The following is a 13,191-nucleotide window of genomic DNA, read 5'->3' as shown; positions in this document are numbered from 1 at the left end:
GATGCAAAACGGACTATTGGTCGCAATTGGGATACACACCCGCCCTGCAGCAAAAAATTCATATCCGCCTGCAACCCGCCCGCGACCAGCCCCTCCCCTCGCCAATAGCGACATCCACCTCTGCAAAACAGTCATTTTTCCAATCAAGGCTAATGGCCAGCGTGGCGGCGGCCGATACAGCTCGGCAGACCTAAATTCCTGCGCCGGAGCCTCTATGAAGTTCAAGTCGATCCAGTTTTCTGTGGCCGCACTGGCCGGAGCCATCGTCCTCAGCGTGGTTGCAGCCCTGGTGCTGTATGCCCTGTTCTCCGGGGCCAGGACCCAGGAAATGGTGCAACAACGGACCCAGACCCAGTTCGAGCAAGTCATCGAACAGCGCCTGAGCGGCCTGGCCCAGACCCAGGTCAGCCAGATCCAGCGGGAACTGGAAGCGCCATTGCTGATTGCCGGCGGCCTGGTGCGAGTCAACGCCCTGATGGGCAGCCAGGACTCCCGCGGCCAGGCGCAGCTGAACCTGAGCCGTGAGCAGGTGATCGCCCTGATCAAGGAAAACGTCACCCAGAACCCGAAGATCCTCGGCGCCTACATCGGCTGGGAACCCAATGCCATCGACCACAACGACGCCGCCTACATCGGCACTTCGGTGGTCGGTATCGATGCGGCCAACGGCCGCTTCCTGCCCTGGTGGTTCCGCAACCAGGACGCCAGCCTGGGCCTGGACAAGCTGGCCGACGTCAACGACCAGACGGTTCTGTCCACCGGCGTGCGAGCCAGCGAGTACTACCTGTGCTCCAAGGAAAGCCTCAAGCCCTGCGTGATCGACCCGGCGCCCTACAAGGTCGGCGACAAGGTGGTGATGCTCGCCTCCTTTATTCAGCCCATCCTGCTCGACGGTAAGTTCCAGGGCATCGTCGGTGCCGACCTCTCGGTGAACTTCATCCAGGACATGCTGGTGGCGGCCAATCAGAAGCTCTACAGCGGCGCCGGAGAAATGGCCCTGATCGGCGGCAATGGTCGCCTGGTGGCCTACACCAAGGATTCGAGCAAGTTCGGCGAAAAAGTCAGCGACGTGCTCAACAGCGACACCGTCGCCAAACTGTCCAGCCTCAAGCGCGGCGAAGTGACCTATGACGTCGATCAGGCCGACGACATCATCAGCCTGTACCTGCCCTTCGGCATCGGCCAGACCGATGCGCACTGGACCCTGATGCTGCAGTTGCCGCTGAACGCGGTGATGGCCGACTTGAACAAATTGCAGAGCGATCTGGCCGAGCAGCGCAAGGCTGACACCTTCGGTATGGCCATGGTCGGCCTGGTGATCGCCGGCATCGGCCTGCTGGTGATCTGGCTGGTGGGGCACGGCATTGCCCGGCCACTGCGGCAGATGGTGGCCATGCTCGACGATATCGCCCAGGGCGAAGGCGATCTGACCCGGCGCCTGAGCAGTGACCGTGCCGATGAACTGGGCTCCATCGCCAAAGGCTTCAACACCTTCCTGGCCAAGCTGCAGGCAATGATCAGCCAGGTGGTGACCTCGGTACAGAGCGTCAGCGACTCCTCGGAACACACCGCCGACATTGCCATTCGCACCAACCAGGGCGTGCACAAGCAGATGGTGGAAATCGATCAGGTGGCTACCGCGGTCCACGAGATGACCGCCACCGCCCAGGACGTGGCGCGCAACGCGACCCAGGCCGCGCAAGCGGCCAGCCACGCCGACCAGGCTGCGAGCCAGGGCATGCAGATCGTGCGCGACACCTCCAGCGCCATTGGCGCCCTGGCCGAGGAAATCGGCCGTGCGGTGGGCGTGGTGCAGACACTCGCCAAGGACAGCGAGAACATCAACGCCATCCTCATTGCCATTCGCGGCATCGCCGAGCAGACCAACCTGCTGGCCCTCAACGCGGCAATCGAAGCCGCTCGGGCCGGCGAGCAAGGTCGGGGCTTCGCCGTAGTCGCTGACGAGGTGCGCAACCTGGCGCAGAAAACCCAGCAGGCCACCGAAGAAATCCAGTCGATGATCCAGCAGTTGCAACAGGGCACCCGGGAAGTGGTGCGGGTCATGGAGGACAGCCAGCACAAGACCGACCAGAGTGTGGAACACGCGGCCAAGGCAGCCCAGGCCCTGGAAACCATCACCCAGGCGGTGTCGGTGATCAATGACATGAATACCCAGATCGCCAGTGCCGCCGAGGAACAGAGCGCGGTGGCCGAGGACATCAACCGCAACGTGATCAATATCGGCCAGGTGGCCAACGAGGTGGCCGGTGGAGCGGATGAGTCCAGCGCGGCCAGCGCCGGGCTGACCAAGCTGGCGGAGCAGCAACGGCGCCTGATCAATCAGTTCAAGGTGTAATCAAGGAGCTGTCGGAGCCGGCTTGCCGGCGAAAGCGATCTTGGCCTGGGCAGGAATCCAGGGGGCCTCTTCGCTGGCAAGCCAGCTCCTACAGCCAGCTCCTGCCGTTGATGCTTCAGGCGGGGGTCAGGCACTCGGGACCGTTGAGCTTGGGATCGTTCACCAGATTGGCCAGCACCCGCTCACGCAAGGTGGCAGGTGGACTGGCCAGCAGGGCTTGCAGTGCATGCAGGGGTGTCTCGGGGTCGAGCCAGATGTCCTGGGCAGCGGCATCGAGAATCAGCGGGCGCCGCAGGTTCGATGCGGCCTGGGTCACCACCGCGGTGCTCAACCAGACCTGCTCCTGCACCGGATAGGCCTCCCAGATCGCCGCAAAGAAGATCGATGCCCCTTCTCCTGGCGTCAGCCAGTAAGGCCGCTTGCGGCTACCGCCGCGCCACTCGTAGAAACCATTGGCCGGCAACAGGCAGCGGCGCTCACGGAACGCCTGGCGAAACATCGGCTGCTCGGCCAGGGTTTCCGCCCGGGCATGGGCGGGGGTGCGCGACAGGTCCGTCAACCAGGGCGGGGTCAGGCCCCAGCGGGCCCGGGCCAAAGTCCGCTGGCCGTGCTCCGCGCGCTGGATCAGCACCGAATCATTGGGCGAGATATTCCACTGCGCCTGCTGGTCCGCGGGAAATCCCGGCAAGGCCGCAAACGCGGGGTTCCAGCGAAACAGCGCATAACGTCCACACATGGGGCAATACAACTCTCGGCAAATCGGCGCTCAGCCTAACAGACCAGCACCCCGGCAAAACTGTCCGGTTCTTCAAAGGGTAACGGCAGGGCGGCATTGTACGCAGCGATCAGCTCCCGCGCCTGTTGCGCCTGGTGATTTTCCACCGACAGTCCCAACAGCCCGAACAACGGCAACTCCCCTGCCCCGCCCAGCAGGTCGCGCCCCTGCAGGTGGGCCTCGATGCCCTCACTGGCCAGCATGCTCTGGAGCAACTCGCCTTCCATCAGGTTTTCCGGCTCGTAGATGCGCTGCATAAAGGCCGCTCCCCTCAGTCGTTTTCACTGCGAACGTCGAGCATCCATTCCTGACCATCGGTTTGCAGGTGGAACACAATGGGCCGGCAGCACACCGGGCAGTCTTCGATATAGGTCTGATCGCCGGCGGACAGGTCGAGCACCGCTTCCGCCTGTTCGCCACAGTAAGGGCATTGGTAATGGTCGGTTTCCAGCATCGCCGTCTCCAGAGTGACTTATGCGTATAATCGCCGGTCTATTTGCAGGGCTTTTTTTGTTTGAGCTGATTTTTCAGACCGTGCCCGGCCTTTTTTCGATCCGAACCTTTTCTTACCCTAGCCGTTTCTAACAAGAGAGCATGATGGGCGAATTCGATGCCATCCGACCTTACCACGACAGCGAAGTACCAGCGGTGCTGGCCCGGCTGCTCAGCGACAAGGCGTTTCTAGATATCCTCACCCACTTCCGCTTCCCGCGTTTTGCCAACACCCTGGGCTGGCTGCTCAAACCCCTGATCGCCCATCGCCTGCGCCGCGAGTTCGCCGGAGTGACTTCGGTGGCCACCCTGCAGGACAAGGTCGAGTTCTATGTCGATCACACCATCGAGCGGGCCACCGACGGCGTGACCTACACCGGCGTCGAGCAATTCAAGTCGGGGACCGCCTATTTGTTCCTGGCCAACCACCGCGACATCGTCATGGACCCCGCCTTCGTCAACTATGCGGTGTACCACGCCGGCCTGCCGACGCCACGCATCGCCATTGGCGACAACCTGCTGCAGAAGCCGTTCGTCAGCGACCTGATGCGCCTGAACAAGAGTTTCATCGTCCACCGCTCCATCAGCGGCCGACGGGAAAAGCTCGCGGCCTATCAACTGCTTTCGGCCTATATCAACCATTCGATCCGCAACGACGTCCAGTCGATCTGGATTGCCCAGGCCGAAGGCCGGGCCAAGGATGGCGACGATCGCACCGAGTCGGCGATCCTCAAGATGTTCCACATGAGCCGCAAGGACGAGCCCTTCGGCGAAGTCATCCAGTCGCTGAACCTGACTCCGGTGTCCATCAGCTACGAATACGACCCCTGCGACCAGGCCAAGGCCCGGGAGCTGTACATCCGCGCCACCACCGGCAGCTACACCAAGGCGCCAGGGGAGGATGACGTGAGCATCGCCAAGGGCATCACCGGGTACAAGGGTCGGGTCCACGTGAACTTCGCCGCCCCCATCAGCGAACTGTTCGAGGACACCAAGCAGTTGGCCGTGGAAATGGACCGGCAGATTCTCGGCGGTTATCGGCTGTTCCCGGTGCACTACCTGGCGTATGCCCAGTGGGACGCCGCCGACCCGCAACTGCAGGTGCCGACCGCAGCCCAAGTATTCCCGGCGCAAGAACTGGCCAAGGCCAAGGAAGAGTGGCAACGCCGGCTGGACGCCTGCCCAGCGGAGCATCGCCCCTACCTGGTGCTGCAATATGCCAATCCGGTACGCAATCAGTACCGGGTCAAGGCCGGCCTGCCCCTGTAACGGCAGCAGCACCTAGCACAACGGCGCCTTCGGGCGCCGTTGTCATATCTGTCGTACGGGACGGGATCAGAAACGCGTGCTGATCCAGGACACCAGCAACGCCAGCCCCAGGCAGGCAAAGCCAAAGCGGTAGAAGAACCGATTGATGCGCAGGGTGGCCGGATCGAGCATCAGCAGGGGCTGATCCATTGCCCGACCTTCGCTTTGCAGCGCCAGGTTGGCCAGGGCCCGGCGCTCACGACGGCGGGTGGCGTGCAGCAGCCAGCTGCCCGGACAGGCGAGCAGCAAGGCGAGAAGATTGATCAGTTTGGCGGGGTGGGCGTTGAACATCGACCAGATCAGTTGCAGCGACATCATGAACCTCGAGTGAAACCTGTAGTCGGGCCATCGAGTGCACCCGCGGCGCGGATTCTACTCAATCCGCGGAAAATCACGCGGGCCTTTCCGACCAGTAACGAGGCGCCGGTCCATTAATTTAGAACGTCATCCTTTCGTCATCTAAACAGGACAGTCTGTCGCCCCTCGATGCCCCACGGAGCTTGTCATGCTGCACGCAGAAAACCAGGATCGCCTCTACCTGATCGCCCCCAGCGAGGAACAGCAGGCGCTGGTGGGCGCTCTGGCCTTCAACGTTCAGGACCGGCATTGGCTGGTGTATTGCGCCCTGGGCGGGCATCAGCACGCGGACCTGCCGGAGACCGATCTGCTGACGGGGGTCAGCATCCTGGACTTCTACGTCGAGGCGGCCTGAAACGCAGCCATGAAAAAGCCCGGCCGCCCATCAGCGAGCCGGGCTTTTTAGTGGCTGGGCGCAACGCCGGTCAACCCTGGCGCCTCCTCCCAGGCCTGGGCTTATTCGCCGAGGATCTGACCGACGGTCGGGTCCTTGAACAGACGGGTCAGCGCATCGCTGAGTACGTCACTCACCAGCTTGGTATTGGTGTCCTGGTTAGGCGCCATGCCGAAACGCTGGTCCAGGGAGGCGCCGTAACGGCCACTGTAGCGACGGTTGGCGTTCTGCACATCGGAGCGGAAGGTCGCGCCGATGGTCGCCTCGGTCACGTACAGGCCTTCCTTGGGCGACTGGTACTTGAGCTCGGCCAGGGTCACGGTCAACTGCGGAGCGTTGCCACCCGCGACCGTCGGGGTGAAGCCCAGCAAGCGTACCGCTGCTTCGGCCTGGGCCTGCAGCTTGGGCAGGATTTGCGCGCTTTGCACGGTGATCGCGCTGGTTTCCGGGTACAGGCCACCGCGGGTCCCCAGAGTCGGCGATGGGCGGCCATCAACCACTTTCACCACCACCGGCTGCCCGTGCCCCACAGGCGCCAGCTGGGTCGTGAGCTTCGGCTCCGGGCTGAGTTGTTGCGGACTGTGGGCGCAACCCACCAGCGACAGGCTGGTCACAGTGATCAAACCGAACAACAGGCGTTGCAACATGCTCATCTCTCCAGGAATCAGGCACAAACCGGCCCGCAGTATAGCGGTGCACACCGGCGGCAAACCAGCATCAGGCAGGACTTAGTCACGACTCAGACAGGTCCCGTACAAGCGGGTTCCTGTAACCTGCCGTTCACTCGCAATACATCATGATGTAACGGCCCGAAGAGATCCTTATCGTCATTGATACAACTAGGTGCCTGGCCATGAACTTCCTTCGCTCCCTGTTCGCTCCGCGTCAGCCATTTCGCAGCTTCGCCCTGCTCGACAGCCAGGGCCGCTGCCAGGCCTTCAAGCACAGCCCGCTGCCGCCAGTGGGGGATGGCTGGGTGGAAATAGAGGAAATTCGCCTGAACTGGTTGCACCAGGCGCTGCCTGCCAATGCCCGTGTCAGTCCGACCTGCGCACTGCCCAGGGTGCAACCGATACTGGCCACCTGACCAAAAGCCTAATAAAAGTCGCGAAACAGGATCATTTCTGCGCATTTCTTCGTTACAATCTCCCCCCGATTATAAGGACGTCTCCTGATCGGGCCTCGCAGTACCGCCAACGCCACTGCTTTGGCACCCCGCACCGCCCACAGAGAGCCGCCCACACAGATCGAGTGAAGCTGGCGTGCTTGCTGTCCACCTTGCAAACCTCCACTTTTCGCGCATCTGCAGAGCTGCCATTGCTCGGACACTGAAACTGTTCGCCCGTTGTGCCTGCATGCCGTCATGCCGGCATCACCGCTCGGGCCAGGTGCCAGGCCGAGGCAGCCCTTTTTTGAGGTTCACGTCTTCAAAAGAGCGTGAAAAAACGGGTTTTCACAACTTCACAAGAGTGTGGCGAGCAAATGAATAGTTTTGCGTCTGAACTGGCACCATTGACCTCTACAACAGCCCGATTACACAGGACCGAGCACGCCTCAGATACATGCGCTTGATGCCTGTCCGCTGACGGATTTGGTTGCACGAACGGATGTATCGACCATAAGTCGAATTGCCCGGGGCTCCCCGAGATGCGTTCATACGCACCTTGAGGCCCGGTTGGCAGCGTCCGTAGTAGTTGCAAAAAATTGCGAAGATTCGGACATGGCGATCCTGGCCATGGGTAACCTGGGGCATCACGTGAACCGCCCCATCACTCCTGGCAGCCATGCCGTCAATTTGGTGCTGCAGATTTTGGAGACGCGTTAATGGCGCATAACGAAGCAGTCGACGTGGTATTGGTTGGGGCAGGCATCATGAGTGCCACCCTGGCTGTACTGCTCAAAGAGCTCGACCCCGCAATCAAGCTGGAAGTCGTCGAGCTGATGGATTCGGGTGCCGCGGAGAGTTCCAACCCGTGGAACAACGCCGGTACCGGCCACGCCGGCCTCTGTGAGCTGAACTACACGCCGCAGGCCGCCGATGGCAGCATCGACATCAAGAAAGCCGTGCACATCAACACCCAGTTCGAGGTGTCGAAGCAGTTCTGGTCCTACCTGACCAAGAAAGGCACGTTCGGCTCGTCCAAGTCCTTCATCAGCCCAGTGCCGCACCTGAGCTTCGTGCAGGGCGACAAAGGCGTGTCCTTCCTCAAGAAGCGCTTTGAAGTGCTGAGCCAGCACCACGCTTTCGCGGACATGGAATACACCGAAGACAAGGCCAAGATGGCCGAGTGGATGCCGCTGATGATGCCGGGCCGCCCAGCGGACGAAACCATCGCCGCCACCCGCGTGCTCAATGGCACCGACGTCAACTTCGGCGCCCTGACCAATCAGTTGCTCAAGCACCTGACCAGCGCTCCCGATGCCCAGGTCAAGTACTGCAAGCGTGTCACCGGCCTCAAGCGCAACAAGGCCAACGGCTGGACCGTGAGCATCAAGGACGTCAACAGCGGCAACAGCCGTGAAGTCGATGCCAAGTTCGTGTTCCTCGGTGCCGGTGGCGCGGCCCTGCCGCTGCTGCAGGCCTCGGGCATCGAAGAAAGCAAGGGCTTCGGCGGCTTCCCGGTCAGCGGCCAGTGGCTGCGTTGCGACAACCCGGAAGTGGTCAAGCAGCACCAGGCCAAGGTCTACAGCCAGGCGGCCGTGGGCTCGCCACCGATGTCCGTGCCGCACCTGGACACCCGCGTGGTCGAAGGCAAGAAGTCCCTGCTGTTCGGGCCTTATGCCGGGTTCACCACCAAGTTCCTCAAGCACGGTTCGTTCCTCGACCTGCCGATGTCGGTTCGCGCCGGCAACATCGGCCCGATGCTGGCCGTGGCCCGGGACAACATGGACCTGACCAAGTACCTGGTCAGCGAAGTCATGCAGTCCATGGAGCAGCGCCTGGAATCCCTGCGCCGCTTCTACCCCGAGGCCAAGGCCGAGGACTGGCGCCTGGAAGTGGCCGGGCAACGGGTGCAGATCATCAAGAAAGACCCGAAGAAAGGCGGCATCCTGCAGTTCGGCACCGAACTGGTGGCGGCCAAGGACGGCTCTCTGGCCGCCCTGCTCGGCGCCTCGCCAGGCGCTTCGGTGACCGTCTCGATCATGCTCGACCTGATCGAACGTTGCTTCCCGGCCAAGGCCAGCGGCGAGTGGGCTGCCAAGCTCAAGGAAATTTTCCCGGCCCGGGAAAAGATCCTGGAAACCGACGCCGCGCTGTACCACCAGATCAACAGCGAGAACAACCTGTGCCTGGAGCTGGTCGAGCCAAGCAAGGAAACCGAAACCTGCGCCTGATCTGCCGTGAATGAAAAACGCCCCGTCCTGCAAAGGACGGGGCGTTTTTTTATGCCTGCGAGTGGATCAGCCGCGGGCGTTGTCCATCAGCTCGATGTAGTCGGCGGCGTTGCGCTGATCGCGGATCAGGTCAACGAAGGTCTGGCCCTGTTCATCCTTGCCGTCTAGGTCGAGACCGGCAGCGACGAAGAAGGTCAGGAAACGTTCGAAGTCATCGATGCGCAGGCCGCGGTAGGCCTTGATCAGTTTGTGCAGGGACGGCGAAGTCGCGTCGACCGGCTCGAAATCGAGGAACAACTTGATCTGCTCATCGGCGATCTCGTCACCAATCACTTGTTTCTTATCTTTACGCATTGCCGACTCCAGCTCGCAGACATTTCACGGGCGGGCAGTTTACCCTCAGGCCGCATCCTGCCTCAACGCGGACGCACGCTGCCGGTGTGCAAGTCGGCCCAGATATGGCCGTTGGCGTAGCTGAGGAACTGGCAATACACGGTGTCGTTGCGCAGCAGGTCCATCACCGCCCGGTATTGAGCCAGGGGGTAGTACAGGGTCAGGGTCCGGCTCTTGGCGTCGTATTGCGGCTTTTTCAGGCTTTTGCTTTCACCGTCGAAATTCACCAGCACCTGGCTGATGGTGGCGCCCTTGTTCAGCGGCTTGCCCTTGAGCCGCACCCATACCGGCGAGGTCACGGGAATCGGCTGCTGGTTGGACTGGCGCTGGCTGCCGATCACCACGGAATACTCGGTAACCTGCAGCAACTGCTGCTGCTCAGGGACCGCGTCACGCAGGGTCAGGTCGTCTGGAGGCAGGAACTGCCCATGCAAGGGGGCCGGAGCGGCTGCCAGGGGCAGGCTCAAGCTCAGAAGAAGGACCGCGCTACTGCGAATCAACAGGCTCATGACAGGCTCCAGACAAGGGCCGAGCACTCTAGCACGGGTTTTTGCAGCAAATCTTCCACCACAGCCTCGCGCGATCGCGGCAGGCTCCAGCGCCAAACAGCGAGCCGGGAAGTCAGTCGAACTGGGCGCGCATCCAGGCGTGATACTCGGCCACGCCGGGCTCGCCTTCGCGCGGCGCCCAACAGGCCTGCTCGCCCTCACCCACCGGACGATAAGGCCCGGCCTTGCACTCGAACATCAGGCTGTCGGGTTCCAGCACCACCAGGCCATGGAACACCCCGGCCGGCAGGTCCACCCCCACGCAGTCGCCACCGGCCTGCAATACCCGCTTGCCCAGCACCTGGCCCGCCTCATCGAAAATCAGCACACCCAGCCGCCCCTTGAGGACCAGCAGGGTCTCGGCCTTGTCGGCGCTCAGGTGGCGATGCGGAGGCACATAAGTCGAGGGTTGCAGGCCCACCGCCATGCGGTGGCAAGGCTCTTCCATGGCATGGAAGTTATGGTGCTGACGGCCACGGGGATTGGCCGCAGCTTTCTCGGCCAGTTCATTGAACAACGCTTGATCGAGAAAGCTCGGCTCGGACATGTCTTACATGCCCTTCACGGCGTAGATGCCGGCGGCGTTGCGCCAGTAGCCCTTGTAGTCCATGCCGTAGCCGAAAACATACCGGTCGACACAAGGCAGGCCCATGTAGTTGGCCTTCAGGTCAGGACGGGCCTTGCGGTCGTGATCCTTGTCGATCAGCACTGCGGTGTGAACGGCACGGGCACCGGCGTGCTTGCAGAAATCGATGATCGCGCCAAGGGTGTGACCTTCATCGAGGATGTCGTCGATGATCAGCACATCGCGGTCAATAAAGGACACTTCCGGCTTGGATTTCCAGAACAGCTCGCCGCCGCTGGTTTCATTGCGATAGCGAGTCGCGTGCAGGTACGAGGCCTCCAGGGGAAACCGCAGGTGGGTCAGCAGCTTGCCCGCGAAGATCAGGCCGCCGTTCATGACGCAGAACACCACTGGATTGCGCTCAGCCAGTTCTTCAGTGATTTGTGCACCGACCCGGGCGATGGCCGCCTCGACTTCAGCTTCGGTGTACAGGCAGTCAGCCTCGCGCATGATTTGACGGATATGCTCGAGATCAGCGGACATGGCGCTCTCCAAGGGGTGGCAGTTTCGGAAAAGCGGGCAAAGGTACGCATCCCGCAGGGCCAGATCAAGCGTTTCTGGACTAACGTACTTTATGTCTATAGGACAACAACCCCGGATAGATTAATCTAGGCCGGTTTTTTTGCCCGCCGCCGGAGCCTTTCCCTATGCCCATCCGTGAGATCCGCCATCCGCTGATCCGACACAAACTTGGCCTTATGCGCCGCGCAGACATTAGCACGAAGAATTTTCGCGAGCTTGCTCAGGAAGTCGGTGCCCTGTTGACGTACGAAGCCACCAAAGACCTGCCCCTGGAAAGCTATGAGATTCCAGGCTGGTGCGGCCCTGTCCAGGTCGAGAAGATCGCTGGCAAGAAGATTACCGTGGTACCGATCCTGCGTGCCGGTATTGGCATGCTCGAAGGCGTGCTGAGCCTGATCCCGGGCGCCAAGGTCAGCGCCGTGGGCGTGGCCCGCAACGAGGAAACCCTGCAGGCCCACACCTACCTGGAGAAACTGGTTCCGGAAATCAACGAACGCCTGGCGATGATCATCGACCCGATGCTGGCCACTGGCAGCTCCATGGTCGCCACCATCGACCTGCTGAAGAAAGCCGGCTGCCGCGATATCCGCGCCATGGTCCTGGTCGCCGCCCCCGAAGGCATCGCCGCCGTCGAGCAGGCCCACCCGGACGTGACCATCTACACCGCGTCCATCGATCAGAAACTCAACGAGCATGGCTACATCATTCCAGGCCTGGGTGATGCCGGTGACAAGATCTTCGGCACCAAGCAGAAGGACTCCTGATCATGCAGGACGAGTTCAACGATCCGCTCTGGCGCCAGATACTGTCCGGCGCCCAGATGCTTTTCGTGGCCTTTGGCGCCCTGGTGTTGATGCCGCTGATTACCGGTCTCGACCCCAACGTGGCGCTGTTCACGGCGGGCCTGGGAACTCTGTTGTTCCAGATCGTGACCGGACGTCAGGTTCCGGTGTTTCTGGCTTCGAGCTTTGCCTTCATCACCCCGATCATTCTCGCCAAAGGCCAGTTCGGCCTCGCGGCGACCATGGGCGGAGTGATGGCGGCGGGCTTCGTCTATACCTTTCTGGGCCTGGCAGTGAAGATCAAGGGCACCGGTTTCATCGACCGCCTGCTGCCGCCAGTGGTCATCGGCCCGGTGATCATCTCCATCGGTCTGGCCATGGCCCCGATCGCCGCCAACATGGCGATGGGCAAGGCCGGTGATGGCAGCGAGCTGATTCATTACCAGACGGCGATGATGATCTCGATGCCGGCGCTGCTCACCACCCTGATCGTTGCGGTCTTCGGCAAGGGCATCTTCCGCCTGGTGCCGATCATCTCCGGCGTGCTGGTGGGCTTTGCCCTGTCGTTCTATTTCGGCGTGGTCGACACCGCGAAGATCGCCGCTGCGCCCTGGCTGGCGTTGCCGCACTTCACTGCACCGGAGTTCAACTGGCAGGCGATCCTGTTCATTGTCCCGGTCGCCCTGGCACCGGCCATCGAGCACATCGGCGGCGTGATCGCCGTGGGCAGCGTGACCGGTCGCGACTACCTGAAGAAGCCCGGCCTGCACCGCACCCTGCTTGGTGACGGCGTGGCGACTACCGCTGCCGGCCTGTTCGGCGGCCCGCCCAACACCACCTACGCCGAAGTGACCGGCGCGGTGATGCTGACCAAGAACTACAACCCGAAAATCATGACCTGGGCGGCGGTCTTCGCCATTACCCTGGCGTTCATCGGCAAGTTCGGCGCCCTGCTGCAAAGCATCCCGGTACCAGTGATGGGCGGGATTCTCTGCCTGTTGTTCGGATCGATTGCCGCGGTGGGGATGAACACCCTGATCCGGCACAAGATCGACCTGGGCGAAGCCCGCAACCTGGTGATCGTCTCGGTGACCCTGGTATTCGGTATTGGTGGGGTTCTGGTGGGAACCGGGACTGGCCCGGATGATTTCGGCCTCAAGGGCATTGCCCTGTGCGCCGTGGTCGCCATCGGCCTGAACCTGATCCTGCCCGGTAATGACGGCTGGAAGAACAAGAAAGGCGATGAGCCGCTGATCTAGGTTTCACTCAAGGCTCGATACCGCATCGCCGGCCTGCCGGCTCC

General features: G+C 62.0%; 16 protein-coding genes and 1 pseudogene. 8 read left to right on the top strand and 9 right to left on the bottom strand.

Annotated features, from left to right (window positions below; genetic code table 11):
• Position 1: 1 nt before the first annotated feature.
• Both U873_RS37595 and U873_RS37590 read left to right on the top strand, forming a co-directional pair.
• A pseudogene (locus tag U873_RS37595) lies at positions 2–1,501 on the top strand (HAMP domain-containing protein); the annotation flags it as partial.
• Between the two features lie 12 nt (positions 1,502–1,513).
• Positions 1,514–2,356 carry a methyl-accepting chemotaxis protein gene (locus tag U873_RS37590; protein WP_371261320.1) on the top strand — a complete coding sequence of 281 codons (843 nt, stop codon included), beginning with the start codon at positions 1,514–1,516 and terminating at the stop codon, positions 2,354–2,356.
• Between the two features lie 115 nt (positions 2,357–2,471).
• Here the strand turns inward: U873_RS37590 and U873_RS0117205 are convergent, their stop codons facing one another.
• The 3 genes from U873_RS0117205 to U873_RS0117195 are packed head-to-tail and all read right to left on the bottom strand — an operon-like array spanning position 2,472 to position 3,585.
• On the bottom strand, positions 2,472–3,092 hold the full coding sequence (locus U873_RS0117205; protein WP_025129417.1) for an SOS response-associated peptidase: 621 nt from the start codon (positions 3,090–3,092) through the stop codon (positions 2,472–2,474).
• Between the two features lie 35 nt (positions 3,093–3,127).
• Positions 3,128–3,388 carry a putative signal transducing protein gene (locus U873_RS0117200; RefSeq protein WP_025129416.1) on the bottom strand — a complete coding sequence of 87 codons (261 nt, stop codon included), beginning with the start codon at positions 3,386–3,388 and terminating at the stop codon, positions 3,128–3,130.
• A gap of 14 nt (positions 3,389–3,402) precedes the next feature.
• Complete coding sequence (locus tag U873_RS0117195) at positions 3,403–3,585, bottom strand: CPXCG motif-containing cysteine-rich protein (protein WP_025129415.1); 183 nt, start codon at positions 3,583–3,585, stop codon at positions 3,403–3,405.
• A 140-nt stretch (positions 3,586–3,725) separates the two neighbouring features.
• On the opposite strand from U873_RS0117195, the gene U873_RS0117190 reads away from it, so the two are divergent.
• Entirely contained in the window at positions 3,726–4,892 is a 1,167-nt protein-coding gene (locus U873_RS0117190; RefSeq protein WP_043274592.1) for a 1-acyl-sn-glycerol-3-phosphate acyltransferase, read from the top strand.
• Positions 4,893–4,958: 66 nt separating this feature from the next.
• On the opposite strand, the gene U873_RS0117185 is transcribed toward U873_RS0117190, so the two are convergent.
• Positions 4,959–5,246, bottom strand: coding sequence for a hypothetical protein (locus tag U873_RS0117185; protein ID WP_025129413.1), 288 nt, complete (start codon positions 5,244–5,246; stop codon positions 4,959–4,961).
• A 190-nt stretch (positions 5,247–5,436) separates the two neighbouring features.
• Between U873_RS0117185 and U873_RS0117180 the strand changes: the two genes are divergently transcribed.
• Complete coding sequence (locus U873_RS0117180; protein ID WP_025129412.1) at positions 5,437–5,643, top strand: hypothetical protein; 207 nt, start codon at positions 5,437–5,439, stop codon at positions 5,641–5,643.
• A gap of 101 nt (positions 5,644–5,744) precedes the next feature.
• Here U873_RS0117180 and U873_RS0117175 read toward each other — a convergent pair whose 3' ends face one another.
• On the bottom strand, positions 5,745–6,329 hold the full coding sequence (locus U873_RS0117175) for a YajG family lipoprotein (RefSeq protein WP_025129411.1): 585 nt from the start codon (positions 6,327–6,329) through the stop codon (positions 5,745–5,747).
• A 206-nt stretch (positions 6,330–6,535) separates the two neighbouring features.
• On the opposite strand from U873_RS0117175, the gene U873_RS0117170 reads away from it, so the two are divergent.
• Together U873_RS0117170 and mqo are read left to right on the top strand one after the other, a co-directional pair.
• On the top strand, positions 6,536–6,769 hold the full coding sequence (locus U873_RS0117170) for a hypothetical protein (protein ID WP_025129410.1): 234 nt from the start codon (positions 6,536–6,538) through the stop codon (positions 6,767–6,769).
• Positions 6,770–7,506: 737 nt separating this feature from the next.
• Positions 7,507–9,018, top strand: a complete 1,512-nt coding sequence (mqo, locus tag U873_RS0117160) for a malate dehydrogenase (quinone) (protein WP_025129409.1) — start codon at positions 7,507–7,509, stop codon at positions 9,016–9,018.
• 66 nt (positions 9,019–9,084) lie between these two features.
• On the opposite strand, the gene U873_RS0117155 is transcribed toward mqo, so the two are convergent.
• From U873_RS0117155 to U873_RS0117140, 4 genes are all read right to left on the bottom strand, one after another.
• Entirely contained in the window at positions 9,085–9,372 is a 288-nt protein-coding gene (locus U873_RS0117155; RefSeq protein ID WP_025129408.1) for a PA4642 family protein, read from the bottom strand.
• A 62-nt stretch (positions 9,373–9,434) separates the two neighbouring features.
• A complete protein-coding gene (locus tag U873_RS0117150; RefSeq protein WP_025129407.1) occupies positions 9,435–9,920 on the bottom strand; it encodes a hypothetical protein in 486 nt (161 codons plus the stop codon).
• Positions 9,921–10,032: 112 nt separating this feature from the next.
• Positions 10,033–10,506 carry a WbuC family cupin fold metalloprotein gene (locus tag U873_RS0117145; RefSeq protein ID WP_025129406.1) on the bottom strand — a complete coding sequence of 158 codons (474 nt, stop codon included), beginning with the start codon at positions 10,504–10,506 and terminating at the stop codon, positions 10,033–10,035.
• 3 nt (positions 10,507–10,509) lie between these two features.
• Positions 10,510–11,067: a hypoxanthine-guanine phosphoribosyltransferase gene (locus U873_RS0117140; RefSeq protein WP_025129405.1), complete on the bottom strand. Its 558-nt coding sequence runs from the start codon at positions 11,065–11,067 to the stop codon at positions 10,510–10,512.
• Between the two features lie 164 nt (positions 11,068–11,231).
• On the opposite strand from U873_RS0117140, the gene upp reads away from it, so the two are divergent.
• The gene (gene upp, locus U873_RS0117135; protein WP_025129404.1) at positions 11,232–11,870 is read left to right on the top strand and encodes a uracil phosphoribosyltransferase; all 639 of its coding nucleotides are present in this window, start codon (positions 11,232–11,234) and stop codon (positions 11,868–11,870) included.
• Positions 11,871–11,872: 2 nt separating this feature from the next.
• Positions 11,873–13,147 carry a uracil-xanthine permease family protein gene (locus U873_RS0117130; RefSeq protein WP_025129403.1) on the top strand — a complete coding sequence of 425 codons (1,275 nt, stop codon included), beginning with the start codon at positions 11,873–11,875 and terminating at the stop codon, positions 13,145–13,147.
• Positions 13,148–13,191: the final 44 nt, after the last annotated feature.

Origin of the sequence: Pseudomonas sp. PH1b (assembly GCF_000633395.1) — a bacterium.
Classification (GTDB): domain Bacteria; phylum Pseudomonadota; class Gammaproteobacteria; order Pseudomonadales; family Pseudomonadaceae; genus Aquipseudomonas.
The sequence above is the reverse complement of the archived record's forward strand: the minus strand, read 5'-3'. Positions and strand labels throughout refer to the sequence as shown.